This is a genomic window from Bacillus weihaiensis (assembly GCF_001889165.1).
Classification (GTDB): Bacteria; Bacillota; Bacilli; order Bacillales; family Bacillaceae; genus Metabacillus; species Metabacillus weihaiensis.
The window spans coordinates 3,695,557-3,722,012 of the sequence record NZ_CP016020.1 but is presented as its reverse complement, the minus strand read 5'-3'; the positions used below and the strand labels follow the sequence as shown (position 1 = coordinate 3,722,012).

At 35.5% G+C, this 26,456-nt stretch carries 24 protein-coding genes, 1 pseudogene and 1 riboswitch; of the genes and pseudogenes, 19 read left to right on the top strand and 6 right to left on the bottom strand.

The window, feature by feature from the left end; translation table 11 throughout:
• Positions 1 to 5: 5 nt before the first annotated feature.
• Positions 6 to 947 carry a polyprenyl synthetase family protein gene (locus A9C19_RS17950; protein ID WP_083584433.1) on the bottom strand — a complete coding sequence of 314 codons (942 nt, stop codon included), beginning with the start codon at positions 945 to 947 and terminating at the stop codon, positions 6 to 8.
• 362 nt (positions 948 to 1,309) lie between these two features.
• On the opposite strand from A9C19_RS17950, the gene A9C19_RS17945 reads away from it, so the two are divergent.
• The 6 genes from A9C19_RS17945 to A9C19_RS17920 all read left to right on the top strand — a co-directional run bounded on the left by A9C19_RS17945 (position 1,310) and on the right by A9C19_RS17920 (position 7,612).
• Positions 1,310 to 1,546 carry a response regulator transcription factor gene (locus A9C19_RS17945; RefSeq protein WP_072581204.1) on the top strand — a complete coding sequence of 79 codons (237 nt, stop codon included), beginning with the start codon at positions 1,310 to 1,312 and terminating at the stop codon, positions 1,544 to 1,546.
• Between the two features lie 29 nt (positions 1,547 to 1,575).
• Positions 1,576 to 3,732, top strand: a complete 2,157-nt coding sequence (locus A9C19_RS17940; protein ID WP_072581203.1) for a peptidase domain-containing ABC transporter — start codon at positions 1,576 to 1,578, stop codon at positions 3,730 to 3,732.
• Positions 3,713 to 5,191 carry a S8 family peptidase gene (locus A9C19_RS17935; protein WP_072581202.1) on the top strand — a complete coding sequence of 493 codons (1,479 nt, stop codon included), beginning with the start codon at positions 3,713 to 3,715 and terminating at the stop codon, positions 5,189 to 5,191. The genes A9C19_RS17940 and A9C19_RS17935 overlap by 20 nt, the downstream gene beginning before the upstream one ends.
• Before the next feature lie 104 nt (positions 5,192 to 5,295).
• Entirely contained in the window at positions 5,296 to 6,180 is an 885-nt protein-coding gene (locus A9C19_RS17930) for an ABC transporter ATP-binding protein (protein WP_072581201.1), read from the top strand.
• 3 nt (positions 6,181 to 6,183) lie between these two features.
• Positions 6,184 to 7,404, top strand: a complete 1,221-nt coding sequence (locus tag A9C19_RS17925) for an ABC transporter permease (protein WP_072581200.1) — start codon at positions 6,184 to 6,186, stop codon at positions 7,402 to 7,404.
• A gap of 19 nt (positions 7,405 to 7,423) precedes the next feature.
• Positions 7,424 to 7,612, top strand: coding sequence for a hypothetical protein (locus A9C19_RS17920; protein WP_072581199.1), 189 nt, complete (start codon positions 7,424 to 7,426; stop codon positions 7,610 to 7,612).
• 353 nt (positions 7,613 to 7,965) lie between these two features.
• Here A9C19_RS17920 and A9C19_RS17915 read toward each other — a convergent pair whose 3' ends face one another.
• Together A9C19_RS17915 and A9C19_RS17910 are read right to left on the bottom strand one after the other, a co-directional pair.
• Positions 7,966 to 8,247, bottom strand: a complete 282-nt coding sequence (locus A9C19_RS17915) for a hypothetical protein (protein WP_072581198.1) — start codon at positions 8,245 to 8,247, stop codon at positions 7,966 to 7,968.
• A gap of 510 nt (positions 8,248 to 8,757) precedes the next feature.
• Positions 8,758 to 10,434 carry a glutamine--tRNA ligase/YqeY domain fusion protein gene (locus tag A9C19_RS17910; RefSeq protein WP_072581197.1) on the bottom strand — a complete coding sequence of 559 codons (1,677 nt, stop codon included), beginning with the start codon at positions 10,432 to 10,434 and terminating at the stop codon, positions 8,758 to 8,760.
• A gap of 297 nt (positions 10,435 to 10,731) precedes the next feature.
• On the opposite strand from A9C19_RS17910, the gene A9C19_RS17905 reads away from it, so the two are divergent.
• From A9C19_RS17905 to A9C19_RS17875, 8 genes are all read left to right on the top strand, one after another.
• Positions 10,732 to 11,979: an MFS transporter gene (locus A9C19_RS17905; protein WP_072581196.1), complete on the top strand. Its 1,248-nt coding sequence runs from the start codon at positions 10,732 to 10,734 to the stop codon at positions 11,977 to 11,979.
• 63 nt (positions 11,980 to 12,042) lie between these two features.
• Positions 12,043 to 12,168 (top strand): hypothetical protein, encoded by a 126-nt coding sequence (locus A9C19_RS22505; protein ID WP_267888731.1) that lies wholly within the window; start codon positions 12,043 to 12,045, stop codon positions 12,166 to 12,168.
• A gap of 294 nt (positions 12,169 to 12,462) precedes the next feature.
• Positions 12,463 to 12,780, top strand: coding sequence for a hypothetical protein (locus A9C19_RS17900; RefSeq protein WP_072581195.1), 318 nt, complete (start codon positions 12,463 to 12,465; stop codon positions 12,778 to 12,780).
• Positions 12,781 to 12,929: 149 nt separating this feature from the next.
• Positions 12,930 to 13,040: riboswitch (SAM riboswitch) on the top strand.
• Positions 13,041 to 13,126: 86 nt separating this feature from the next.
• Complete coding sequence (locus A9C19_RS17895) at positions 13,127 to 14,251, top strand: sugar ABC transporter substrate-binding protein (RefSeq protein ID WP_072581194.1); 1,125 nt, start codon at positions 13,127 to 13,129, stop codon at positions 14,249 to 14,251.
• A gap of 219 nt (positions 14,252 to 14,470) precedes the next feature.
• Positions 14,471 to 15,982, top strand: a complete 1,512-nt coding sequence (locus A9C19_RS17890) for a sugar ABC transporter ATP-binding protein (protein ID WP_072581193.1) — start codon at positions 14,471 to 14,473, stop codon at positions 15,980 to 15,982.
• The gene (locus A9C19_RS17885; protein WP_072581192.1) at positions 15,979 to 16,980 is read left to right on the top strand and encodes an ABC transporter permease; all 1,002 of its coding nucleotides are present in this window, start codon (positions 15,979 to 15,981) and stop codon (positions 16,978 to 16,980) included. The genes A9C19_RS17890 and A9C19_RS17885 overlap by 4 nt, the downstream gene beginning before the upstream one ends.
• A gap of 678 nt (positions 16,981 to 17,658) precedes the next feature.
• The gene (locus A9C19_RS17880; RefSeq protein WP_072581191.1) at positions 17,659 to 19,020 is read left to right on the top strand and encodes an aspartate kinase; all 1,362 of its coding nucleotides are present in this window, start codon (positions 17,659 to 17,661) and stop codon (positions 19,018 to 19,020) included.
• A 210-nt stretch (positions 19,021 to 19,230) separates the two neighbouring features.
• Positions 19,231 to 19,608 (top strand): hypothetical protein, encoded by a 378-nt coding sequence (locus tag A9C19_RS17875; protein ID WP_145925814.1) that lies wholly within the window; start codon positions 19,231 to 19,233, stop codon positions 19,606 to 19,608.
• A gap of 127 nt (positions 19,609 to 19,735) precedes the next feature.
• On the opposite strand, the gene A9C19_RS22500 is transcribed toward A9C19_RS17875, so the two are convergent.
• Complete coding sequence (locus A9C19_RS22500; protein ID WP_267888730.1) at positions 19,736 to 19,861, bottom strand: hypothetical protein; 126 nt, start codon at positions 19,859 to 19,861, stop codon at positions 19,736 to 19,738.
• Complete coding sequence (locus tag A9C19_RS17870; RefSeq protein ID WP_072581189.1) at positions 19,861 to 20,103, bottom strand: hypothetical protein; 243 nt, start codon at positions 20,101 to 20,103, stop codon at positions 19,861 to 19,863. Before A9C19_RS17870 ends, A9C19_RS22500 begins: the two co-directional genes overlap by 1 nt.
• 507 nt (positions 20,104 to 20,610) lie before the next feature.
• Between A9C19_RS17870 and A9C19_RS17865 the strand changes: the two genes are divergently transcribed.
• Complete coding sequence (locus A9C19_RS17865; RefSeq protein WP_072581188.1) at positions 20,611 to 21,306, top strand: Na-translocating system protein MpsC family protein; 696 nt, start codon at positions 20,611 to 20,613, stop codon at positions 21,304 to 21,306.
• A gap of 993 nt (positions 21,307 to 22,299) precedes the next feature.
• On the opposite strand, the pseudogene A9C19_RS17860 reads toward A9C19_RS17865, so the two are convergent.
• Positions 22,300 to 23,662: pseudogene (locus A9C19_RS17860) on the bottom strand (IS4 family transposase).
• 302 nt (positions 23,663 to 23,964) lie between these two features.
• On the opposite strand from A9C19_RS17860, the gene A9C19_RS17855 reads away from it, so the two are divergent.
• The 4 genes from A9C19_RS17855 to A9C19_RS21895 all read left to right on the top strand — a co-directional run bounded on the left by A9C19_RS17855 (position 23,965) and on the right by A9C19_RS21895 (position 26,217).
• Positions 23,965 to 24,456: a hypothetical protein gene (locus tag A9C19_RS17855; RefSeq protein ID WP_072581187.1), complete on the top strand. Its 492-nt coding sequence runs from the start codon at positions 23,965 to 23,967 to the stop codon at positions 24,454 to 24,456.
• A gap of 11 nt (positions 24,457 to 24,467) precedes the next feature.
• Positions 24,468 to 25,265 (top strand): S1 family peptidase, encoded by a 798-nt coding sequence (locus A9C19_RS17850; protein ID WP_072581186.1) that lies wholly within the window; start codon positions 24,468 to 24,470, stop codon positions 25,263 to 25,265.
• 20 nt (positions 25,266 to 25,285) lie between these two features.
• Positions 25,286 to 25,615 carry a membrane lipoprotein lipid attachment site-containing protein gene (locus tag A9C19_RS17845; protein ID WP_072581185.1) on the top strand — a complete coding sequence of 110 codons (330 nt, stop codon included), beginning with the start codon at positions 25,286 to 25,288 and terminating at the stop codon, positions 25,613 to 25,615.
• 440 nt (positions 25,616 to 26,055) lie between these two features.
• Complete coding sequence (locus tag A9C19_RS21895; protein ID WP_158515113.1) at positions 26,056 to 26,217, top strand: hypothetical protein; 162 nt, start codon at positions 26,056 to 26,058, stop codon at positions 26,215 to 26,217.
• Positions 26,218 to 26,456: the final 239 nt, after the last annotated feature.

Here is a 26,456-nt window from a genome sequence, read left to right as displayed (position 1 = left end):
TCTACCTATATTTTCATGTTAATAAGTAAATCTTTATGAAAACTACTCAAGTCTAGATTATTTATACACTCTTTGAATTTATGAATATAAAGTTGTTCAAGAACTTTACAATATTCTACACCTCCACCATAAATAAGGGTTTCATGAAAGATAGTGGTCTCCTTATAGGTCATGTCGGAGTAAAGTTGATCACCTAAATAGTAATCTTGAATAGGGAGAAACTTAGGATTATTCCGGTTTAAATAATATAAGATAGGTAGAGTTTTTTTCTTGAACATAATGTCACTTTTGAAAGATCCTTTTACTAAATCATGTACGTCATTCCTAATTTGTGCAATGATACCTAAATGGTTTGAATAAGTTTCGATTTTTTGAAGTGTCTCATCATCTATACGACCTGCCCCTAGAAGACAAGCCACTTTAATTAAAGAGCCTGACTTTAATGACACCATGGAAATATATTCAGATTCTAAAGTAATATTGTTGGATAAATCGATATACTGACCATTTATTGATTGAAGTGTATTTCTATGAATTGTCTCTCTAAGCCAATCTTTCACTATAGGAGAGGTATCAATATCGTCGATGTGTTTTAGGCAAATAATCAATATTCCCACGACAATGTTTAAATTTTGTCCTAAAGAGACATCAGCCCATGGGTTTTCTCCAGCATCATCATCTTGTAAATCGTCCATAATGTCAGATGCTAGCAATATTAATTCAGCAATTGTTAGAATACTAATTTTTTCCTCCTCATTGGATTCACCACGAAAGATATCATAATGAATGCCAGTTATTTTAGAGAAATTAGTAGAATCACTAAGTTTGAAATTGATGTAGCCCAGTGCCCAAAGTCTTAATTCTTCTTGAATAAAGGAAGATTTAATTAACCCAGATGCACAATCAATGATCTTTTGGTGCGAGTCCATTTCTAATAAACGTTTCAAACTACCCACTCCCTTGTTGTTACATAATTCCTATAAACTAATAATAAACTATTATTCATGCTAATTTTAGGTATTTTTTGGATTTTTATATAAAATTTACAAATTTTTATAGAGGCTGGGACAGAAGTGCCTGGCACCTTATCATAACGACTATATGTACGCACTGATTTATCTAGTGCACACAATAGATTGTATCGGAGGGTGCCTGGCTCTTTGTTTTGTCCCAGCCTCTTTTTGTGTTGATTACGAAATGAATACTGTATTAAATTGCGGTTTTCCCTGTGGGGATGGCGGTTAATACCTCCTCCAATCAAGCTAAGATGTTAGTAAGCAAGAAAATAACACTAAAGGAGGAGAGATGGATGGAAGGCTTACTAAGTGATCGAGAATTAGAAGTTGCTAAATTGGTAGCAGAGGGCTTAAAAGATGTTGAGATTTCAAAGAGACTCTTTATTAGTAGACGTAGGGTAGGGGAGATCATCTTCTCTATAAAAAGAAAGCTAAATATTACCTCAAGAGTACAGATTGGAATTGCTGCCTATACATTGGGACTCATAGCCTTTCAAATTAATTATGGAGAAAATCAAGTAATTAGTTAATAACTCGAAAAAAGCAAGGAGAGGTGATTATGAAGAGAGTTCCTTTTATTGAACAAATGGAACATAGTGAATGTGGTTTGGCCTCATTGTGTATGGTTCTGTCATTTTATGGGAATAAAGTACCTCTTTCCGAATTAAGAGAGAAGTACGGTGTCCCAAAAGGTGGAACTTCCCTTTTTCAGATTATGAAGATTGGGGAAAGTTACAACCTTGATGTTAAAGGATATAGAGTAAACGCTCCAGATTTAAGAGAGGTTATATTACCAGCAATTATTCACTGGGAAAATAAGCATTATGTTGTTCTAGAAAAAATCAGAAAAAGGTCAGCTGTCATCGTTGATCCAGCTAACGGAAGAACCAAGGTATCAATTGATGAATTAAACACAAAGTATTCGGGATTTGCATTAGTAATGTCTCCAACTGAATCCTTTGAGAAAAAGAAGGGAATCTCCCATACAAGATTTTTTCTATCTTTTGTTTTGGGAAAGAAACCTTTAATTGCTTTCATTGTCTTAACATCATTGCTGATACAGGGATTTGCTCTGGTTATTCCTTGGTTAACAAGTTGGATGACTGATAAAGTGATTGTTCCAAAAGATTCAAGCTATCTTTCTACTATAGGGTATAGCATTTTAATCTTATTGGTTAGCTACCTTATATTTTCAGGTCTCAGAGGATTCTTTATTGCAAAGTTGCAGACAGCTATAGACCGGTCACTGATGACTCAGTTCATAGAAAAACTATTGAATCTTTCGTATAACTTTTTTGAAAATCGGTCGACTGGTGAACTTCTCTTCAGAGCCAATTCAAATGTTTATATTAGACAAATATTATCAACAAAAGCGATAACCTTTTTGATTGATGGGATATTGCTCCTCACCTATTTAATTGTGATGGCTCAATACTCATTAGAGTTGACAGGGATCGTATTTATGATTGGGCTTTGTGTTTTTGCTCTTCTAGTTCTTAGCACCTCTGTTTCAAGGAAATTGGCAGATAAAGAAGTATCTTCTCAGTCACAAGTACAAAGAGTTTTGTCGGAAAGCATTAATGGAATTAGTGACGTAAAAGTTATGGGTTTAGAAAACCAAGTATATAATGACTGGTTTGATAAGTTTAACCGACAACTTTTTCACGCTGAAAGAAGATCAGTGTGGACCTCACTGATTAATACAGTTGCATCATCAATACAGTTTATCTTGCCTATTTATTTACTATGGTTGAGTGGAAAACCACTTCTCTCTGGTGATATGACTTTAGGGACTGTTTTAGGTTTTAATGCATTAGCACTCTCTTTTATTACTCCGATTATATCCATTGGTAATGGATATGGAGAACTGGTCTACCTTGGCTCATACATCCAAAGGATCTATGATGTTATGCATGCAAAATCAGAAAGGGGTACTGGGCAATCTGTATTCAGTACACCAATACAAGGAAAAGTTGAATTTAAAAACGTTTCTTATAAGCATAATTACTTCAGTGAATATTCAGTCAAAGACATTTCATTTGAAGTTAACCCTGGTGAAAGATTGGCTATTGTAGGATCTTCAGGATCCGGAAAGAGTACTCTTGTTAAACTTTTACTTGGATTATACACACCTAATAAAGGAACCATTTTATTTGATGAGATGGAGAGTAGTAAATACAATCTGAAATTCTTAAGAAAAGCTATCGGTGTTGTCTTCCAAGAGGCCAGGTTGTTTAATAAAACAATTGGTGAAAATATAGCTTCTGAAAGGAAAGACATCTCTCCTGAAGATATATTAAAAGCTGCTTATCAGGCTAATATTCATGATGAAATCATGACTTTACCTCTTAATTACAACACTACAGTATCAGAATTTGGGGTTAATTTCTCAGGAGGACAGCGACAGAGATTGATATTAGCTAGGGCTTTAGCTTCTAAACCGTCAATTTTGGTACTAGATGAAGCAACAAGTGCACTAGATACACTGTCTGAGAAAATTATAGATGAACATCTATCAACATTATCTTGTACTCAAATCATTATTGCTCATCGTCTTAGTACAGTGAAAAATGCCGACCGCATTATCGTTATGCATCAGGGAGAGATTGTTGAGACAGGTACTCACGATGAGCTGTTAGATAAAAAGGGATACTATTATAAATTATCAAAAACACAACAATTAAAGGAGAAGGAGTATGAAAAGGTTGCATTGTAAATTTAAAGGTTCTTTTAGAAAACTATTTAGTCTTTGTGTCATACTAATTTTCACTTTTACAAGTGCAAGGACAGTATTTGCAACTGATGTGGTAAAAGATTTAGAGAAAGACTCCTATGTTTTTGTCTTGAAGGAGAATACAGCTACTCAAAATATTGTTCGTGATCTAGAGGGAAAATTCCTAGATTTAAATATAAATGATATAGAAGAAATCGGAACAATCACTATTTCCAGTAGCAATACGGATGAAGTAAAGGAAGCGAAAGACTATTTAAGCAAGAACTACGAAACGTATATTGAAGAAGTTAGTGAAGAGAAAGAAGTAACAATAGAGGAGTTTCAGTTACTAAATGCAGCCGCAGTTACTCAAATTAAGAAACAAAAAACATTTAACGCTGCTTCTCAACAAACACTTCAGGAAGTTCAGGAAGAGGAAGAGAACATTTATGACCCTTGGAGATGGGACATTAATAAGGTTACATCTAATGGGGATAGTTATGAGCTCCAAGAAGGTAATCATACAGTGAGAATTGCGATCGTTGATAGTGGAATTGATAGTAATCATCCGGATCTTAGAGCTAACATTTTAGATTCAGGGAAATCATTTGTTCCAGGAGTTTCTGCTACGGTAGACGAAATTGGTCATGGAACGATGGTTGCTGGAACCGTAGCAGCTAATGGGAAAATTAAAGGGATTTCACCAAAAATCGGAATTGTCCCATATAAGGTCTTTGAGGGATATTCAGCAGACTCTAGTTTGATTATAGAAGCGATCATCCAAGCAGCTGATGATGATATGGATGTTATTAATTTAAGTTTAGGAACGTATAAGTCACTAAAAAGTAAAGAGGATAGAGCAATTTATTTATCCTATAAACGAGCAATTTCATATGCAAATAGAAAAGGCAGTTTATTAGTTGCTTCATCAGGAACTAATGGATATGACATGTCCAACCCTTTTAAGCTTGCTGAGCAAATGGGGTTAACAAATGATCTTCAGGTTCATATGCCAGGTGGTTTAGCCAATGTAGTCACTGTTTCCGCCACAACTCTCGATGACCAGTTAGCTTACTATTCTAACTATGGATCTAATGTTGATATTGCAGCGCCAGCTGGCGATTACGGACCCAAATATTTAGAAAAACAACAAGTGGATTTAGAGTATATGACTCTGACCACCTATCCTACAACTAGTCCTCAATCAGATTTAAGTAAATTACTAGGATTTGAACAAGGGTATGAATTTATGATAGGCACAAGTTTAGCTGCACCAAAGGTTTCCGCAACAGCTGCGTTAATCATAGCAGAATATCAAGAGAAATATGGTAGAAAGCCATTACCAGCTGTGACGAAGAGCTTATTATACCGTGGAGCATCTGATGGTGACGGTACAAGAAAAGAGTTAGGAAGAGGAATTGTAAATGCTAAAAACTCACTTGATTATCTAAATAAACGTTAGGAGGAGACAGGATGAAATTTAAAAACATTTTAATGGCGGCTGCAGGGATTATACTTGGAATCATTGTCATCTATGTGATTAAAAACTAGGAAAGGGTGTACGGTATGACTTTCGAAATTCAACAATTAAATAAATCATTTGGCCAATATCATGCTGTTAATAACTTAAATATTAAGCTAGAGGAAGGGCATATCTTGGGTATGCTTGGAAGGAATGGAGCAGGAAAGACAACTACAATTAGAATGATCTTAGATATTATTAAACCGGATAGTGGATCCATTCTTTGGCAAGGCCGTCCTTTCTCCAAGAAAGAGTTAACAATCGGCTACCTTCCAGAAGAAAGAGGATTATATCCCAAAATGAATGTCTTGGAACAGTTAATCTATTTAGCTAGATTAGAAGGTGTTCCTACAAAAATTGCCAAACAGCAAGCCTTAAACTGGATAGAGAGACTTGATATGACCACAACAATTAAAAAGAAAACAGAAGAGTTGTCAAAAGGTAATCAGCAAAAGATTCAATTAATCAGCTGCTTACTTCATGATCCAGACTTTATTATTCTTGATGAACCGTTTAGTGGGTTAGATCCTGTAAATGCAGAAATGTTAAAAGATGTTGTAAAAGACCTCATAAAGAAGCGTAAAACGATTATATTTTGTAGTCATCAAATGGACAGTGTTGAAACATTTTGTGAGCAAATTTGCATGATGAAAAATGGTATTAAGGTTTTGTCAGGTTCATTGTCTGAAATCAAGAAGAGTTATGGCTATCGCTATTTAGATATACAATCTGATGAGAATCTTGAAACAGTATTAAAGGAAAGAGGAATTTCATTCGAAAAGCAAAATAAGACGTTCTCCATTAAACTTAAAAATGATCAAACGCCTTTAGATTTAATTCAAGAAGTAGAGAAATCTTATGGTCTACGAAGTGTGTATCTAAGGGAGCCGAGTTTGCACCAAATTTTCATTGAGAAAACGGGGGCGTAAATTATGAGAAGCTTTTGGATTGTCCTACAACAGACCTATACACAATCTATTCGAACAAATTCATATGTATGGATGACGATGATTCTTGTCGTATTAGGAGCCTTTATTTTAGCCTTTCCAAGTATTATGGATAAGTTTAATAATGAGAAAGAAACGGGTCATTACCTGTTCATTTCTGAAGATCCTACTATTGAGATTACACAACAACAACTTGATTTACTAAAAACAGAGGGTGATTTTGAATTAGGAGAAACTTCAAAAATTGAAACTTATAAAGAGCAAATCATTAATCAGGAATTAGATGGGCTATTTGTATTAAAAGAGCAGGAAGGATCTCCAACAATACATTTAGATTATTACATGGAAAAGATAGATTCTTTACTTGTTCAAAATACAAAAGTACTTGTTCAAAATGTCTACCTTCAAAATGTAATTGGTGAGGAAAACTTAGATCAAAACGTAGCAAACTTACTTACCGTTCAAATAGAGCCAATGATGCAAAATCTTCGTGACACTGATTCTAATTCCTTTCTTATTATCTATTTGTTGATTGGCATTATGTTTTTAGCCATCACAACCTATGGTAATTCAGTTGCTACAGCGATTGCTGCAGAGAAAGCTTCAAGAGTTATGGAAGTCATGATCACAAAAATATCACCTGTTCCAATGATGTTTGGAAAAATTATAGGGATTGGCTTAGCAAGTTTAACTCAACTCTTTGTATTTTTTGCCAGTATTGTCATCTTTTCGAAGGTGGAGGTATTTAAGATTGAGGAGGGAACGATCGCAGATACACTTATTAATATGCTATCAGTTTCCTATACAATCTATTTCTTACTATTCTTTATCCTTGGATATTTTATCTATGCAGCATTATTTGCAGTCATTGGATCAATGGTTAGTAGAACAGAGGAGTTATCGAGTAGTACCATTCCTATCACAATTGTGTTGATGGCAAGTTTAGTCGTAGAAATGATGTTTGTAATTGATTACCCAGATGGAATGATATCCAAGGTAACGTCGTACATTCCTTTTACAGCTCCTATTAGCATAATGGTTAGAATTATTAATGAAGCAGCAACACCGTTAGAAATCGCGCTATCTATTGGATCTATGTTAGTAAGTATTGCGTTATTCTCTCTATTAGCAGCAAAAATCTACCCTAAAGGTGTTCTCAAAACGGACCAACGATTAACATTTAGTCAATTATTAAAAAGCAATTAATATAGGAGGTTTAGCTAAAATGAAAAGAAAACTATTTTCTCGTTCACATCATAAAGGAGATAAGTGTGCTGAAAAAAGTAAAGTTCAGTCAATGAAAGAATTATCAGATGAAGAGATGAAATTAATTCAAGGGGCTTCAAAAGATATGAACGAAAGTCTTTATCGCTCTTATGCATTGGCTGCTGAAAATAATAGAATGATTCCATGAACATTAACTTATTGTATAGGGAATTCTTCATGAAATTTAATTAACTAGTAAAAGGGTCCATATTTTAAATGGATCCTTTTATTAAATTTCGTGAAAAAAGCTTTTAGTATTTAAAAGATTCTTCTGGTTTTGTCGATTACACTAACTCTTAGAAAATTTAGATAGACAAAAAAATCTTATTGTAAGGGTAGGAAGGGATATAGAAATATATAGAAGTATATTCCATTATCTAGTTTAACTTCATGTAAAATATCAATTGCCCACAATTAGGACCGGGTGGAAATCTAACAATTTTGGGATAGTGGTAGGTTAAAAAAATATTACCTTACCTTTTTGCTACTTTTCTAGAAGCCTTAGTCTTTGTCATATAAGCTGAACGCACGAGCATGTAGTTCATCTCTTCCTATTTGTTTAATTACACCCAAAATATAGTCTCGTTCAATTGGCTTGTCATCTATGGTATAACCACCTTCGTTTAATAGATATAAATTTCTATCTATGTTGTTTGTTTTAGCATAGCTTAAAACAAACAACATATCTAAAGTGTCTGCTTCATAGGTTTCGATTAATTCAATATATCGCTGAATCCTAGCAATTTCTACTTTTTCCTGTGCGATAGACATTAATATTGTCAATGCAATCTCCCTCTTTACAACTGGAATAATTAGACAATATTTATATTTCACCTTCTGGTAATTACCTCAAATTTTAAGCAATTTATCTTAGATCTTAGAACCTTTGCTAGATAGGAAAAGACCTGTTGAAATGAAAAAAGAACCACTACAGATGTTACTGCCGGAAACCTTTTTATATCGAAACATTGCTTTTGGAGATAAGAGAATATGAGGTATCTGGTAAAAGTAAATAAATTTCCCTCTTATAGCTTTACCGTAGAAGACAGAATTACTTAAATTACGCAGATGATGGGGTCTATCCCCGATTCGGGTTGTTTCGATAAGTTTCGCTCCTACCAGTGTATTCAGGAAAAAGAGCCCTAGCAAAAGAGGCTGGGACAAAACAAAGAGCCAGGCACCCTCCGATACAATCTATTGTGTGCACTAGATAAATCAGTGCGTACATATAGTCGTTACGATAAGGTGCCAGGCACTTCTGTCCCAGCCAAGCAAGAGGCTTTTCTTTTCTAATTACTTCAATTTAAATGAACTTTTTAATGAAACAATACGGTTAAACACTGTTTTTTCTTGCGTTGTATGTTTTGGGTCCACATTGAAATAACCGTGGCGGAAGAATTGGAATTTATCATGAGCTTGAATGGAATCCATGTTTGGCTCAATGAATCCTTGTAAAACTTCTAATGAATGAGGGTTTACATGGTCAAGGAACGTTTTTTCTTCTGCTTCTTCTTGAACCTCTCCATCTTCTTCCTTCTCATTTTCCACAATAAGTGGCTCGTATAGACGGAACTCTGCAGGTAGGGCATTTTTTGCATCAACCCAGTGTAAGGTACCTTTCACTTTACGGCCTGTGAATCCTGTACCACTCTTTGTTTCTGGATCATACGTACAATGAATCTCAACAACATTGCCATCCTCGTCCTTAATGACGTCTTCACACTTAATAAAATAAGCATGCTTTAGGCGTACTTCGTTACCAGGGAAAAGTCGGAAGTACTTCTTAGGAGGATCCTCCATGAAGTCTTCTTGTTCAATGTAGATTTCACGAGAAAATGGAATCTGTCTTGTGCCCATTTCAGGTACTTCAGGATTTATTTCTGCTTCTAGCATCTCAACCTGATCCTCTGGGTAGTTTGTGATGACAACTTTTAATGGCTTTAAAATCCCCATCGTACGAGGAGCCTTTAATTTTAAATCTTCGCGTACAAAGTGCTCAAGCATCATTTCATCTACGAGACCAGATCCTTTAGATACACCTGTTTCTTTTACGAATTCACGAATGGCTTCAGGTGTATACCCTTTTCTTCTTAAACCTGAAATCGTCGGCATGCGAGGATCGTCCCAGCCATCAACAAATTTCTCATCCACAAGCTGCTTTAACTTACGTTTACTCATCACAGTATTCGTAATGTTTAAGCGACCAAATTCAATTTGCTGTGGCTTGTTATCCATTTCACACTCTTCTACTACCCAATTGTATAATGGACGTTGGTCCTCAAACTCTGTGGTACATAGGGAGTGTGTAATTCCTTCAATTGCATCCTCTAATGGATGGGCAAAAGCATACATAGGATAAATACACCATTTGTCACCTGTATTATGATGGGTTGCATGTGCAACGCGATAAATAACAGGATCGCGTAGGTTGATATTAGGTGAACTCATATCAATCTTGGCACGAAGAACCTTTTCCCCGTTCGCAAATTCCCCTTTACGCATACGATCAAATAAATCGAGGTTCTCTTCAATAGAACGAGCTCGGTGTGGGCTTTCTTTACCAGGTTCTTTCAATGTCCCACGATACTCACGGATTTCATCTGCAGATAAATCATCTACATATGCTTTTCCTTTCTTAATTAAGAGAATTGCGCGATTGTACATTTCCTCAAAATAATCAGAGGCAAAAAACATTCCGTCCCACTCATATCCAAGCCAAGCAACATCTTCTTTAATCGCATCTACATATTCTTTATCTTCTTTTAATGGATTTGTATCATCAAAACGTAAATTTGTTTTTCCATTAAAATCATCGGCTAATCCAAAGTTAATCACAATTGATTTTGCATGGCCAATATGTAAGTAGCCGTTCGGTTCTGGAGGGAATCGAGTATATACATTTTCTCGTTTTCCCGTCTCTAGATCCTCTTTAATAATACTTCTTATAAAGTTTGAGGAATTGTGTTCCAAGTCTAATCAAACCTTTCTTTTATATGTAAAAATAAGTTCTGCCTTACATTATACCAATAGATAAGCAAAAGGTTAATTTACGAATCAGATTTTATTGGTGAAAGTTGTGTGTAACCGCCTACTTACAAAGAGTGGATAAACAAAAGATATTATATATCATGACATCATCTTATAGCCTGTATACAGATCTTGAGAAATAAATTTCTATCTAAAAGGAATTATTTGGTTAATGTAGAATTATGATAAAGTGGTGCGGCTTTACATGTACTTAGAACAAACAAGGTGGAGGAAAATGAAATGAATCAACAATCAAGCTTTAAGGAGTTTATGAGCAATCGTTTTGTCCGGGCAATATTATTATCTGGTTTGTTCTTACAGCTTGGGATATGGGTGCGGAATTTTTCCGTTCTATTGTTTGTCATGGAGCAAACAAATGAAGATCCTTTCGCTGTTTCCCTCATCTCCGTTGCAGAATTTGCTCCGATTTTTATTTTTTCCCTAATCGGAGGGACGTTTGCGGATAGGTGGAAACCGAAAAAAACAATGATTTGGTGTGATCTCTTAAGTGCATTATCTGTTTTTCTTGTTCTTTTTACATTACTATTTGCTACATGGAAAGTTGTCTTTTTCGCTATGCTCATTTCATCCATCCTTTCACAATTCTCTCAGCCTTCTGGCATGAAGCTATTTAAACTCCACGTTCCAGAATCACAGCTTCAGATGGGAATGTCCATTTATCAAACAATTATTGCGCTATTTGTGATTTTAGGTCCAGTTATTGGTGCTTTCGTGTTTCAGCAATTTGGGATTGAACTATCGATTGCAATTACGGGTATCATGTTTATCCTATCAGCAGGTGTACTAACCTTTCTTCCTAAAGATCGAGTGGAGGAAAAGAAAGAGGTTGAAACGACTGTACTTGAAGAATTCGCCCAAGGGTTTAAGTATGTGAAGAAAAATAAATTTTTAACGATATTAGGAGCTAATTTTTTTGTTGCTGGTTTAGCAATCGGATTAATTCAACCACTAGGTATTTTTATTGTAACGGAACAACTCAATATGGATAAAGAATTTATCCAATGGTTTATGGCGATCAATGGTGTTGCTATGATTATTGGTGGGGGAATTGCGTTAGCTCTGTCTAAAAAAGTAACACCTATTCGAATGCTCGCTGCAGGTATGATTGTCAATGCTGTCATGATTTCTATTATTGGGTATTCAGAAATAGTATGGCTTTCATTAACTGCCCAATTTTTCACAGGCTTGATGCTTCCTGCTATTCAAATCAGTATTAGTACGATGATCCTTCAAAATGCAGAAGAAGCATTTGTAGGGCGTGTGAATGGAATTATGACGCCATTGTTTATGGGAGGAATGGTACTAATGATGAGCTTAGCTGGTCTGTTAAAGGCGCTGATAGGGCTAGGCTTTTCTTATCAACTATCTGCGTTTTTTATGGTGATTGGCGTGCTTTTCATTTTGCCATTTGTGCTTGACCGTCCAATGAGAGGAAAAGTTACTCCAGGAGTAAAAATGTTAAAATAATAGCTCATAGAATAAAACCGATCATTTGGCTAAAACTAACCTCGCAAATAGGAGGTGGAGCATATGCCAAACTTAAACGACAACAAATTTAAGAAAATCCAATCTGAATCACAAAAACAAGGGAAGTCACAGGAAGAATACGCAAGAGAGCTAGAAATGAATAAACTGAAGGCACAAAAGCGTAAATAAATAGGAAAAGGGCTGGCAATGTATGAGTTGCGAGCCTTTTTATATTTTGGCTGTTTTTATGTTACATGTTGGATTTTTGCTCCTTGTTGATTTGGATAAAAACACAATATGGTAGTTTTCGGAAGTGCATCTTTCATTTTTCTCCAATCTTCTTTCAGCATTCTACGAAATGCAACAAGAAGATTGTCGAGAAGTCTCTTCCTATGTCTAAATTTTACGATGAAAAGAGGTTTAAAATAAAAAAACCATCATTCATACTAAATAGAGTGAAAACAGGATAGGGAGATAAGAAAAATGAACGTACCAAAAGAAGATTGGGAGACCATTCACTATTTTACATATAAAACAAAAACAAATAAAAAACAGCCTTCAAATGTGGAGGTAGGGAGAAAGCTAAGCGAAATGGATACAAAGTATCTCGTTTATTTGATTCACCTTCTAGGGGACTATATTCAATCCCAAGCTGATGATATAAGGAAATCGAAAGGTTCATCACTATTATTTCAAACAACTGTTTTTGATTTTCTCTCTACGAAGGTTATGCTCGAGGCTGAGGTGAACAAACGGTTAAAGTACATGCAAATTTCCCAAGTTTATAGTGAAGAAGATTAATGAAATAACGAAATATACCGCTTTTGAATAGGGAGCTTGTAAGAGAGAAAAAAGAAGAAAAATACGTAATAATCAAAAAAATGGTTGACATTAGCGCGATACCCTATTAAAGTAAACGTATTGTTAAATTTACTAAATGCATACAGAATCTCTTATCAAGAGTGGCAGAGGGACTGGCCCTATGACGCCCGGCAACCGTTCTATTTTCTAGAATTGGTGCTAAATCCTGCAAAACCATTATCGGTTTTGGAAGATAAGAGAGGCGGACTCCTATATACATGTGGTGAAACCTCTCTATCTTTAGAGAGGTTTTTTTATATGCATAAACAGAAAGGGAGTAGGAAAAATGAAAAAGAAACTTGTACATCCAGCATTTATTTTCATTTTAGCTTTTACCCTGTTTATTACAGGTTGTTCGTCAAATGGAAATAGCTCTGAATCAACTGCAACAACAGGGAATTCTGATGTGTCATTAGAAAATGTGCCAGAACGCTTTGCTAATGGTGAAGGGGCAAAGATTAAGGTTATTCGAAAAATCGGTGGAGATGATCATACTGCTCAGTTCTTAGCGGGAGCGAAGGAAGAAGGAGAAGCATTGGGCTTTCAAGTAGACGTATTCACTGCCAATGGAGATACAGCGAAATTCCATGATGCAATTGCTCAAGGACTTGAAGAGGATTATGATGGCTTTATTATTTCACATGGTGACGATGAAGCCACTGTAAACGCCGTTCAAAAGCTAGTTGACGCTGGGAAAAGCGTTGTTACATTTGATTCAACAGAAGCATTATCAACAATTGAAGGTGTGACCTTAACATCACAGAATGATGAAGCACTTGCAACATTAGCATTAGATCAATTAATTAAGGATACAAATGGTGAAGCAAATATTGTGTACCTGTGGGTAGATGGTTTCCCACCAATGGTAAGACGTAATAACGTGTATCAAGAGAAGCTAGACAAAAACCCAGGCTTACAAGAGATTGAGCGATTTGGAGTGGCTGCTGCAGATACATCTGTGCAAACACAAAATGCCGTTGCGGCCATGCTGAATAAACACCCTAAAGGTGAAATTGACGCAATTTTCGCAACTTGGGATGCGTTTGCTATCGGTGCTGCACGTGCCATTAAAGAAGCTGGGCGCGATGAAATCAGCATTTACGGTATTGATGTCTCGAATGCAGATCTTCAAGAAATTCAAAACGAAGAAAGCTCATGGAAATATACAGCTGCAGTTGATCCGAAGCTAATCGGGTCAATTAACTTAAGGATTTTAGCGAAAAAATTAGCGGGTGAAGAAACACCTGATACGTATAATCTAGAAGCATCCCTTATCTCTCAAGAGGAGCTATTAAAATCTAGCGAGCCGATCAACATGGTGAACCTAGCAAATACAATCGAAGGCTGGGGACAATCAACAGAATTCGATGAAGAGTGGATGACAACGTTAAGAGAGTATTATAAGAAATAGTCGTCATTAGCATGGTTGATTGAAAAAGCGATCAACCATGCATTTTTAAAGAAAATAGTAGCTATAATTACGCAATACATAACAGTGACGGAAACGTAAGGAAGAGTGAGCGGAAAATTGAGTTTAAATCCTCATTTATACATGCCTCGATAGTGAATATTCCCAGGATAAACTAAAACAGTAGTGAAAAGCATGATTTGATGGAAAGGAGGAAGAATGATGGCCCAAAAGATTCTGAAAATGAAAGGGATATCTATTGAATTTCCAGGTGTAAAGGCATTGGATTCAGTAGATTTTACAATGAAGTCAGGTACAACACATGCGTTAATTGGAGCAAATGGAGCAGGTAAATCCACGTTAATGAAAGTATTATCTGGCTCTCATGACCACTATACGGGAGTGATTGAGATTGACGGGGAAAACGTACAAATTCACTCACCTAAGGACGCGCAAGCTGCAGGTATCCAAATTGTTCATCAAGAAGTAGATACAGCCCTGATCCCCTATTTAACTGTAGGTGAAAACATCATGCTTACACATACAGTAACAAAAATGGAGAAAAAGCAGCTAATTAAATGGAAAGAGCTTCACAAGCAAGCTAGTGATATTTTAGCAGAGTTAAAGATAAAGGTTTCTTCAAAAAAATTAGTCAGCGAATTAACACTTGCTGAAAAGCAAATGATCTTAATTGCCAGGACGGTTACTTCTGACTGTCAGTTTTTAATTCTAGATGAACCAACTGCACCTCTAAGTCATGCAGAAACGAATGAGTTGTTTCGTATTGTAAGAGAGTTAAAAGCAAAAAATGTCGGGATTATCTTTATTTCCCACCGACTTCCGGAAATTTTTGAGATATGTGAAGAAATTACAATTATGAGAAATGGCCAGCTTGTTACTCATGACTTACTACGTAACACAACGACTAATAAAGTAGTAGAAAGCATGCTTGGTCGAGAGCTAGAAGAACAATTTCCATCTAAGCCTAGTTTGCAGGGCGACGTGATGTTTGAAGTGAAAAATGTAGTTGATAGTGAAAAGCTTCAAGATATTTCGTTGTCAGTTCGTAAGGGTGAAATCGTTGGTATTGCTGGCTTAGTGGGAGCTGGAAAAACCGAGCTTTGTAAAGCCTTGTTTGGTGAAACGAAAATTGTAAGCGGAGAAGTAAAGCTAAATGGGAAAAAATTAAGATTAGCTTCCCCCTACCACGCCGTAAAGGAAGGGATCGCACTTGTCCCTGAGGAACGTAGAAAAGAAGGAGTTCTAGTTTCTGAAACGGTGGTTACGAATTTAACAGCTGCAAGTCTTAGTGCTTTCACAAGACCGCTTAGCTTTTTAAATAAAAAAGCAGAAAAAGCAAAGGTACTTAAAGTCATAGAGGATCTTGGTATAAAAACACCTTCTGAAGAAGCAAGAGTTCAAAATCTATCAGGTGGAAATCAGCAAAAAATCGCAATCGGAAAGTGGTTAATTGCAGATGCAGAGGTCTATATATTTGATGAGCCGACAAAGGGTGTAGATGTAGGAGCGAAAAGGGATATTTTCGAATTGATTACAGCGCTTGCACATAAAGGGAAAGCTGTCATCTATGCCTCATCTGAACTAGCCGAAATTGTTGGAGTATCTAATCGTGTCTATGTTTTATATGACGGCAAAGTTGTAAAAGAACTACCCACGCAGACTACATCTGAAGAAGAGTTATTATTTTATTCAACAGGAGGGATTAAAGCATGAGCGAATTAAATCCAGTTATCCAACAGGCAGCTCCAAAAAAGAGATTTGATCTATTTCAATTTTTCTATAAATACGGAACCATTTTAACGATTTTTGTTCTTATTCTTGTGTTTGCTCTATCAAATCCAAGCTTTATTCAAGCGAACAATATTATTAATATTCTTCGCTCGATTTCAATTGTCACGATCATTGCAATTGGGATTACAATTTCATTAGCTGTGAATGGATTTGACTTATCGGTTGGTTCTGTTGCCTCCTTATCAAATGCGATTGTTATCTCAATGTTTGTATGGTTCTCACAGAATACAATAGTAGCTATTTTTTCAGCGATCGTCGCTTGCCTGCTTGTTGGAGCGCTAAACTCCTTTATCATTGTTAAGGTCAAAGTGCCTGATATGCTAATTACGCTTGCCACAATGTTCATCGTACAAGGAATTGCCCTTACTTATACAAAAGGGGCTACCGTTTCTCAAAATATGGTGATGCCTGATGGTACATTTGCTACCGGTGTGATTAGTCCATTCTTTAGTAATCTGGGACAGGTGCCGTGGATTATTATTATTATGGTCATCGTTGTAGTGGTTGTACATGTTTTCCTTACCTATACTAAGCATGGCCGATATATGTATGTCATAGGAGGAAATAGTGAAGCAGCTCGTTTATCAGGAATTCCGGTGAATAAGTATAAAGTCATTGCTTATTTATTATCGGCATTATTTGCAGCAATCGGTGGAATCGTCCTTGCGTCCCGAGTGATGACAGCGGAGATTAATGCAGGATCACCTTACTTAATGGATTCTGTTGCAGCAGCATTCATTGGCTTTTCTGTATTGGGTGCAGGTAAGCCAAATGCATTTGGAACCTTTGTGGGGGCTGTTTTAATCGGAATCCTTCAAAATGGCCTTGTGATGATGTCTGTTCCTTATTATGCAATGGATATCGTTAAAGGTACGGTTCTTGCCTTCGCATTAGCTCTTACCTATTACAAGCAAAAATAAGAGTATGCAAGAGGTTAGGACGAAGTGTATCGGTTTGGTTTCGGGAGTAAAAACCACTAACCACAATCGCTATAACGTAATCATTAGCATGTATTCTGACCTATCATAAGCAGTATAACTAGCAAAAAAACGCTTGGAAGGATCTTCTGAGCGTTTTTTTATCTACTTGCCTCAGCCACCGCAATTTTACACAGCGAAGTAACTGAAATGTGAAGGCGGTTGGTGTAACAGCATCAATCGTCTTTTTAATATATGTTGTTACTTTCATATTAAACAAATCATAAACTCTTAAAAAGTTATTGATAGCAATACATATACTAATACATGTATTACGTGAAAGTCAGATTAGCCTGTGAATAGTAGGGTAGTTAAAGAGACTTTTTAGAAGGATTCAAAAAGAGCTGGGATTTACTTTGGGCAATGGTAATTACTGAACCAAATTTCACCTTAATATTAGCTTGACTGATATGAGGTTAATAAAATGAGGATAAGATTATTCCTTTTTTTAACTAATGAAAGAGAGGATAATCAGTTTTGTGTAAACTAACCAAGCATATATGTGTTTTTATGACGAACAAATGTATTTCTAGAAAAGAAACCTCTTGAATTTGAAACAGAAAAGAGAGATAATAAAAAATAAAATTTGACAGAAAATTTTAAATTGTGGGAGTTGTGGAAATGAAGGTCGTAAAGTTCGGTGGTTCATCACTAGCTTCTGGTGAACAGCTTAAAAAAGTATTTCACATTGTTGCCTCAGATTCAGAGCGGAAAGTGGTGGTTGTATCCGCACCAGGAAAACGATTTTCTGATGATCGAAAGGTAACGGATTTATTAATTGATTGTGCTGAAAAGCATCTGTCAAATGAAGATGCATCACCTACGTTTAATGCGATCATGGCTCGCTATGAAAGTATCGTGAAGGAATTATCCATCTCAGAAGACATTATTGAAAGAATTTCGAACGATTTACAGGAATTGTTAAATGGAGATAAAAGCAAGCCAGAAAGCTATTTAGATGCAGTCAAGGCAAGTGGCGAGGATAATCACGCCAAGTTAATTGCTGCCTATTTTCAGCATGAGGGGTTAAACGCACACTATGTGAGCCCAAAGGAAGCGGGATTATTTGTTTCTGATGAACCAGGCAATGCGCAAGTCCTTCCTGAATCCTACGATAATCTTTTTAAGCTGCGTGAAAAAGAAGGAATTATTGTTTTTCCAGGATTCTTTGGCTATAGCAAAAGTGGTGAGGTTCTAACGTTTTCAAGAAGTGGTTCAGATATTACAGGATCAATCTTAGCGAACGGTGTGAAGGCTGATTTATATGAGAACTTTACCGATGTAGATGCTGTTTATTCTGTTAATCCAACGTTTGTTCAGAGTCCTAAGGAAATAAGAGAATTAACGTATCGAGAAATGCGTGAATTATCGTATGCAGGCTTTTCTGTTTTCCACGATGAAGCATTAATCCCCGCCTTTAGAGCAGGAATTCCGGTTAACGTGAAGAATACGAATAACCCAACAGCACCAGGAACGAAAATTGTGAATAACCGTGCCCATACGAATGGACCGGTGATTGGTATTGCTAGTGATAAGGGGTTCTGTAGCATTTATATAAGTAAGTACTTAATGAACCGTGAAATTGGATTTGGTCGTAGACTTCTTCAAATTTTAGAGGATTACGGATTAACATATGAGCACGTTCCATCGGGGATTGATGATGTGACCGTGATTTTAAGACAATATCAATTCACTGACGAGGTAAAAGAAAAAGTAAAGGATCGAATTCTTACAGAGCTTCAAGCAGATGAAGTGCTTATTGAAGAAAATCTTGTGCTAATTATGGTCGTTGGTGAAGGAATGCGTCATAACGTTGGGACAACAGCAAGAGCTTCAAAAGCATTGGCAAACGCAGGTGTGAATATTGAAATGATTAACCAAGGTTCATCTGAGGTTAGCATGATGTTTGCTGTAAAGGAGCTAGAAGAAAAAAGAGCGGTCCAGGCTTTATATCAAGAGTTTTTTGTTTCTGTACCTGTATAATAAAGGCTCTTTTCTGAAAAGATTGTTGCTATTACCTAGAAAGTAATAGCTTTAAAATGATTAAACTCATTCTTTTTTCCTGCACATCGGTAAAAAATAGGATGAAATGATCCTCTTCAAGTCCACTGCTCGCCAAAAGTTTCTGCTTAGATTGCTTTCACTGTTTACTTTGAGTCCGCTTAGTGGCTTTTTAGTGTTCTATCCGCGATTGTGGGTGCTCTATCCGCGATTATGAGTGCTCTATCCGCGATTATGAGTGCTCTATCCGCGATTATGAGTGCTCTATCCGCGATTATGAGTGCTCTATCCGCGATTGTGGGTGCTCTATCCGCGATAGTGGGTGCTTTATCCGCGATTGTGGGTGCTCTATCCGCGATTGTGGGCGCTCTATCCGCGATAGTGGGTGCTCTATCCGCGATTGTAGGTGTTCTATCCGCGATTGTGGGTGCTCTATCCGCGATAGTGGGTGTTCTATCCGCGATAGTGGGTGCTTTATCCGCGATTATGGGCGCTCTATCCGCGATTCGGGTTGTTTCGACAGATTTCACACACACACACGCATGGAGCAAACGATATGATCAGCATTGATTTTGTATAACAACCAAAATTTGAGCAAAGAGCCTACCTAGGAATAGGGCGTAAATCAAAGGAAATCTTTTAGGACCACTTATAGAGAAAGGCAGATAAAGAGTCTCAAGCTTTATCTGCCTATTACCTACTCATTTCTTTTTTTGTCTTTCCTCGTATAGACATTTTCTCGATTAAGCTTTGCATGTAATTTTCGTGCATTTTTAGCAGGTAGATTATTGTTCGGGGCAGCTTGTTCATTCCAATCTGACATTATTTGTTCACCTCTGGTTCTTCTTCTACTTTCTTGCCTCGCATTAGCTTCTCAAATTCAATCATGTCAGGATCCGTTACCAGCTTATGATGATACGGGTTTATTTCTTGTGTGAATTCGTGATCAGCATCCATTTTAATTCCCATCATTTGTCCTGAAGTTGACAGAGAATCATTTAGAATTGACTCTCTTTCTCCATCAGGATGGGGGGAGGTTTGCGAATGTTGATTTCTACGGTCCATATTGCCTCGCTCCTTTTGCTTACTTGCATTTAGCATTTGTTAAGGAAAGGCATTCTATTCTTTTATTGCGGGATGTGCTGAAACTGTATTTACATATTGAGAAACATGACGAAAAATGATACTATAATGAAGACTAATTTCTTGCAGCTATTAGTTAAAATAGAAAGTAACGCAATAACATGAAGTTTCATAAAGAAACAAGTACAAGACCTACACCTTACATGAGCGACTAGATCATGCTAAGCTTATTACACTAAAAGACGTTAATAATTACATATTCCAAGATGGTAAATGGAAGAAACTATTATATATAGCTAGTCTGTCCATGGCCTAACTTCTCCTCATAGAAGTTAGGCCTTTTTAGTTTTTACAAAAAAACTGGCGGTGAATAATTGAATATCGCTAAATAAAGAGAGGTTTAGGCATACAGAATAAGGGAAAAGTGTTGGACAACATATGACACTTTCTTCTAAGAGTAATTTTATTTAGATGAAGGAGGAACAGGAGATGAAAAAAATAGAGAACCCCTATCAAGAAGATCTCCTCCTGTTAAGTAGCTCTTTGAGTAAATTGTTAAAAAGACGATTTGGGAAGGGTCCTGAAACGTGTTATATTACGATGCATGCTAGTAAGCTAGTGATTCATATCCGTAATTTTATAACACCTGCAGAGGATGTCCTTTTGAAAAGTAAAAAAAGACAGCTTGCACATACGTTTAGAGCTTCAGTCATGGAGACAGTGTTTAAAGAATTTTCACAGGAAGCAATAGATACATTAGGTATTCCCTTCAACTACTATTTACAGGATTGGAATTTTGAACAAAATAGTGCCTTATTATTAATGGAAAACCGTGAGACAGATGAATGGATAGATAGTTTTATCTCCCCTTTACTAAAGGAAAAGATTTTTCAATTAATGACAGAAATTTGTTCTGAAGTCCATAAGCAACCAACGAGCATGGAAGTAATAAAGGCCCATCCAAATTTGTATGTGATTAAATCGACTGGTGTTTTACTACAAGTAGAGAAAATGCTCGTTACGAAAGGACACGAGGATTTGCTTAATGAAAGAACAGCTGAAATAAAAGAAAGCTATTTAAGACACGCTACTGCATTCCAAGAGTTGTTCGAGTCAAAAGTAGAAGATCTCTTCATTATGTGGGATTATATCCATGACCGTAGCTACTGCTTCATATATATATAATGGGATGTTTACAAAAAATACATTTTTACTATGCTAGGAAAAAAGAGAGTGGAACAAAGAGTCCTTCTCTCTAAATAAAAACTTTGACTTATTACTTTTTATTTTTACATACTTACAAAACAGCATATTGGTAGAAATGTGTTAGATGATCAAGCTAAACATAAGCCAAAATAACAAGAATGAACATCTCTTCTTATTATTTTGGCTTTTTTGTCGCATTTAGAAGTTTGATAAAGAATTGCTAGTGAACTTAGTGATGATATTGAGGAACTACAACATCAATTTGACCAAGACTTCTGTTGAGCTGTGAATTAGATCCTATGGAATACTTCTTGCTTAAAGAAGTGTAGTTTCACATTTCATTCCATCTGTATGGCGTTTTTTTGACTTATCTCGGACTTACCCAATATAGATAGGCTTAATCAAGTTAATATTTACAGGTGTGAGGTAACTTACATTCTTAATAAAACCCTTTGCTCTGGAATGTGCAAACTTGTATTGTAAGAAAATATTTTCTATATATTGTAATTTGGATCATCCAGAATGTATGATGTAATTATTACATAAGAAAAAATATTAAATCGTTTCTTACTGTTTTGGGTCTAAGTGTTGTTTTTTTAGTAATCGCTGAGCCTTCACTAGCAGCAAAGCAAGAGAGCACAAAGTGCGTATGGACCGGTCTACTATTATTTAACCAATTGATGTTGATTTAAAATAAAGTCTGATAATCTGTTAAAAAAGATTGATAATTTATAAAGTTTGATTAAAGTTCCTGTATTGATATGCAGGAATTTTTTGTTCATCAATCAGGCCAGATTGCTGCACAACGAAGAAGAGTATAGGAATAGTTATAAATTACTATAGTGATGGTCCAATAAGTCATGTTTCTAAATCGAGTAGAGGGAAAATAAATGCTAAAGCAAACGAAGTTAGGAAAATTATCATAGAGTAGTAAAGTTCTTAATGAGAGAAACTACCCTTTAATATAATAACTCAACTTTCGCAGACTGAAATAGGCAGGTACGCCTTGATATATTTAGGTAAACCTGCAATCCATTGCTGTAGTTGACTTTTTATTAACTTTTGAATTCTTTTGTTACTCTCTTTTAAGGTATCTTCAAGAAGCTCAATTAGTTGCTGAAGTGCCATAGCCCAATCGAGGTCACTGATTTCATCACATAGTTCATAAAACAACCCACCAAGTGTACGTTGGTCAGTGCCACAACGGTTTTGCCAAGACAGAACAATGTAACGCGCAAAGACAATCGTTGTATGACTGATCAAGGAATCATAGGAGCGACTTTGAAACTCCTTCTGGAGTTTTAATAAGGATTTAGTTGTTTTGAAAAACACTTCAATGTCCCATCGCATCCCGTAGATTTTGATAATTTCTTGGTCACTTAACGTGCAGTCTGTACTCAGATATAGCTAGCCATTCACTCTTTTTATTTCGGTTGCGAACAAAAACTATTTTAACTGGAACATCATTAGCTTGGATTGTATGAATGGAGCGAAGAAGTCCTTTTTGTCCTTGAATTGGTGCTGCTAAATGATAGAGTTCTTTTAAACTCACTCGATTACCATTTACAAGGTACCGTTGCTTTAAATTCTTAACCATTCCAATGACATCAAGTCCTTGTTCTTTGATGTTCTTAATTAGTGGTTGATGAGTAAACCAAGTATCCATCAGAACATATGAGGCATCAATCCCGGCGTTCAAAGCACGCCGAATCATATCAGGAATTTGTTCTGGTGCAGATTGTAGCGCTTCGTGACGGCGCTTGTAACCAGAGCTACGTTTATCTATCTTTGTTGATATTCCGTTGATCTGACTCGTTTTTGAGCTCAATAAAGAAAAGTCTACGGGAATGAAAGTAGCACCATCAGACCATCCGAGCGTAAGTATGCGAAAACCTTTGTAAAATCGCATTTTTTGAGAAGCATGATCAAAACAACGAGCAAGTAACTCAACTGTTTTACTACGATTTCGGTTATAGGAAGAATCGTCTAAAATTAATACTTTCGGACGTTTGTGATCGGTTAGTTTTGTTATTGTTCCAATCGTATCAGCACTAAAGAATGTTAAAAAACGTCTCCAAGAATAAGTAGATTGATTTAAGAAACGATAGACAGCATCCTTAGCAGGGAAATCGGTAGATTTCCTATTTTCAAGTGTGCGAAACCAGTTTTTGTTTTCAAAGATTAAACAAAAAATTACTTGGAAAAGGTACGAACAGGTAAAACCTAAAGACTTCGTAATACTAGCTTTTCTTAGATGCTTAAATATCTGTAATTCCTTAAATGTTGAAGATAATTCATTTGGTAGTTGCTTATTTTGATTATTATTAGTTATCATATAGGAGGCACCTCTTCTGTATGGTTATGTAGATTCTAGTCAAATCAACTATACCAAATGACGGGGTGTTTTTTCATGCCTATTTATTTGTAAATGATCATACTTCAACAACTACTAGCATTACAGTACGTTGAGCGAACTACATTTTTCTAAGTGCGAAAGTTGAGTAATAATATATTATTTGGTAGGAAGAAAAATAATGTAAAAATATTGTAATTTTTTTGTGGAGTTAAAGTCTACCCCAAAAAATGTATGTTAGTATTAATTTGTAAATATATTCTATCAAATGGAGGGATTTTTTTATGGGGAATTTTAATAGATTAAAATTTGTTTCAAAAATAGTTTCTTCCTCTTTATTAGTTTTAACTTTCTTATGTGTTTCATTTTTAGCAATGCCGATTATAGGAATGGCAGAGTCAAATCAAGAACAAGAACCGATGGAAGAAATAAAAGAAAGCAAAAAGTTTAGAAAGGAATTTGGTCTAAATTCTGATATCAGTCATATTAATGATGTTATTTCTTTGAAAGAAGTTCCTGAATCTAAAGAGTCTTATGGTGTTTGGCTAACTCAAGATGAATTTTCGGAATTGAAAAATCGTTTCGAAAAACAGGAAAAAGAAGTACCTGAAATTATTAATTATATAAAGCAATCAATTCCCGAAGAAGAATTTGGTGGTCTTTACGTAGATCAATCAGACAAAGGTGTTGTTACGATTACTTTTACTAAAGATCTAAAGAATTACATGAAAGAAATGAAAGAGATAAAAAAATATATAAAGATGATTATAAAATAAAATTTAAACAAATGAAAAAAAGTGAGAAAGAATTGCGTAACTTAAACGATGAGATAAGATTAAATAAAGAAATATTAGCGCAAGAAGATATCGTTATAAATACAATTGCAACAGAGATCGAATCAAATAAAGTTATAATTGGTATTTATCCATTTACTGAAGATGCTAAACAGAAGTTATTAACAAGATACGGAAACGATAATGTAGTAATAGTTGAAGATGACGGTGGATCTGAAGAATCCCGAACTAGTCGACATATACCTCTAAAAGGAGGTATAAGAATCGATAATATTGAGTCTGGTAAAGGATATTGTACTCATGGATTCTCAGCTACTTCCTCTAGTTGGCGTTATGGAATTACCGCAGGGCATTGTGGTTCTGCAGGTGATCGTTTTAACCAAGGTGGATATTACTATGGCAAAGGATATATTTCTAAAAACTCTGGGAATGTTGATGCTATGGCTATAACATATGGTCAAACCTCTTATTCTAGTAATGAAAATTATGCTAAATCAGATTTTTCTAGTTGGCAAGATGAATCTGAAGAATATGTGGGACAGCCTATCTGTATGAATGGCTCTTATACTGGAAATTCGTGCGGAACAATTCGAAGCACATATTATTCTGTACGTAACCATTACGATATGAGTGCTGCAAATTATTCTTCACAAGGAGGTGACAGTGGATCTCCAGTTTACACTGGTTCTAAATTAGTTGGAATACATGAAGGATCTAATGGTTCAACTAAAGTATATACACAAATAGAAAATTTTGTGAATTCCTTTAATCTATCTCCAGTTACTTGGTGACAATGAGAAGGTGAAATACGTTGAAAAAACTTATATTTGTATTAATTTCCATTATTCTTTTAACTGCTTGTAATAATAAAGTTAATGAAATTGAATCAAAAATTTTAGAGGTTAATGGTTCAAAAATTACCCTTGATGTAACTGAGTATGTCTCTAAAACTGATGAAGACATTGGTTACGATATTGTTTCTGTAGTAGAAGAAGATACTGAGATAATAACAGAAAATGGAGACATTATTACTTCTAAAGATTTACTAGTAGATCAGAAGGTTAAAGTATTATTTAAAGAGCCTATAAACTTAGCTAGTAATGAAAATCCTTCTTTAAAGAAGGTAATAGTTTTGCAATAATATAAAACATAAAAAAGGTATTGGTAAGTCACCAATACCTTTTTTATGCCTTCATATTACCTAACATATATTTTTAACAAAAGTCTGCAAACCTTTGTTAAACTTAAAACTAATTGAGTAATAGCATATCTCTAATATGCGAAACACCAATAAAGAAATATTACTGTGTTTTTTCGGTGTGTATAGGTATATAATTTAGATTTCTACATCTACATTGACAAATAGAAGAGCAGAGACCATTCTCTAGAAAGGGAATCTTGCTAAATTATTCAAAGGAAATAGAGAAGTAGTATCTTCAGCAATAGAAGCGCTAATCTTCAAGAAAGAGTTTGGCTTTTTCTTGTTGAAGTAAAGGGGCGTTAGTTTAAGAAAGTAATAGTAATTCTAAACGATTAAATAGATTTTTATGGTGAAATAAGTCTGTGGGAGGGATATTTAAAATGAAAAGATTTGTAATGGCTTTTATTGCTTATTCCGCAACAGGAATTGGTGTATATCATACTTTTTGGGGCGGTTCCAAAATATATGGTTTGATTATTATAATGTTTGGTTTATTTGGTGTTCTATATGATATTTTTTATAAAAAGTTGAGAACAGAATAGTTTTATTCTTTTACACTAACGGATAGTTAACACAATAAGGAATAAAATTAAAGAGCATAAAATATGCAAGTTTTTATGCACTGCTTGCGTATTTTGGCTCTTTTTACATTCATAAAATACACTGCCATTTATAGCAATTTTTTTAATTGCCAAATCCAAGTGTTAACCTAACAATCTTTCCCGCTTGCAAGGAATCAAAAGTACATTGGTTGTGACTAAGCAGTTCGCTAGTGAATTCA

Excerpts from the sequence above, each read along its gene's own strand:
- A9C19_RS17890 (WP_072581193.1), top strand. The coding sequence starts at position 14,471 with ATGGCCCAAAAGATTCTGAAAATGAAAGGGATATCTATTGAATTTCCA.
- A9C19_RS17925 (WP_072581200.1), top strand. The coding sequence starts at position 6,184 with ATGAGAAGCTTTTGGATTGTCCTACAACAGACCTATACACAATCTATT.
- A9C19_RS17905 (WP_072581196.1), top strand. The coding sequence starts at position 10,732 with ATGAATCAACAATCAAGCTTTAAGGAGTTTATGAGCAATCGTTTTGTC.
- A9C19_RS17880 (WP_072581191.1), top strand. The coding sequence starts at position 17,659 with ATGAAGGTCGTAAAGTTCGGTGGTTCATCACTAGCTTCTGGTGAACAG.
- A9C19_RS17855 (WP_072581187.1), top strand. The coding sequence starts at position 23,965 with ATGGGGAATTTTAATAGATTAAAATTTGTTTCAAAAATAGTTTCTTCC.
- A9C19_RS21895 (WP_158515113.1), top strand. The coding sequence starts at position 26,056 with ATGAAAAGATTTGTAATGGCTTTTATTGCTTATTCCGCAACAGGAATT.
- A9C19_RS17930 (WP_072581201.1), top strand. The coding sequence starts at position 5,296 with ATGACTTTCGAAATTCAACAATTAAATAAATCATTTGGCCAATATCAT.
- A9C19_RS17940 (WP_072581203.1), top strand. The coding sequence starts at position 1,576 with ATGAAGAGAGTTCCTTTTATTGAACAAATGGAACATAGTGAATGTGGT.
- A9C19_RS17885 (WP_072581192.1), top strand. The coding sequence starts at position 15,979 with ATGAGCGAATTAAATCCAGTTATCCAACAGGCAGCTCCAAAAAAGAGA.
- A9C19_RS17935 (WP_072581202.1), top strand. The coding sequence starts at position 3,713 with ATGAAAAGGTTGCATTGTAAATTTAAAGGTTCTTTTAGAAAACTATTT.
- A9C19_RS17920 (WP_072581199.1), top strand. The coding sequence starts at position 7,424 with ATGAAAAGAAAACTATTTTCTCGTTCACATCATAAAGGAGATAAGTGT.
- A9C19_RS17895 (WP_072581194.1), top strand. The coding sequence starts at position 13,127 with ATGAAAAAGAAACTTGTACATCCAGCATTTATTTTCATTTTAGCTTTT.
- A9C19_RS17865 (WP_072581188.1), top strand. The coding sequence starts at position 20,611 with ATGAAAAAAATAGAGAACCCCTATCAAGAAGATCTCCTCCTGTTAAGT.
- A9C19_RS17870 (WP_072581189.1), bottom strand. The coding sequence starts at position 20,103 with ATGGACCGTAGAAATCAACATTCGCAAACCTCCCCCCATCCTGATGGA.
- A9C19_RS17900 (WP_072581195.1), top strand. The coding sequence starts at position 12,463 with ATGAACGTACCAAAAGAAGATTGGGAGACCATTCACTATTTTACATAT.
- A9C19_RS22505 (WP_267888731.1), top strand. The coding sequence starts at position 12,043 with ATGCCAAACTTAAACGACAACAAATTTAAGAAAATCCAATCTGAATCA.
- A9C19_RS17945 (WP_072581204.1), top strand. The coding sequence starts at position 1,310 with ATGGAAGGCTTACTAAGTGATCGAGAATTAGAAGTTGCTAAATTGGTA.
- A9C19_RS22500 (WP_267888730.1), bottom strand. The coding sequence starts at position 19,861 with ATGTCAGATTGGAATGAACAAGCTGCCCCGAACAATAATCTACCTGCT.
- A9C19_RS17850 (WP_072581186.1), top strand. The coding sequence starts at position 24,468 with ATGAAAAAAAGTGAGAAAGAATTGCGTAACTTAAACGATGAGATAAGA.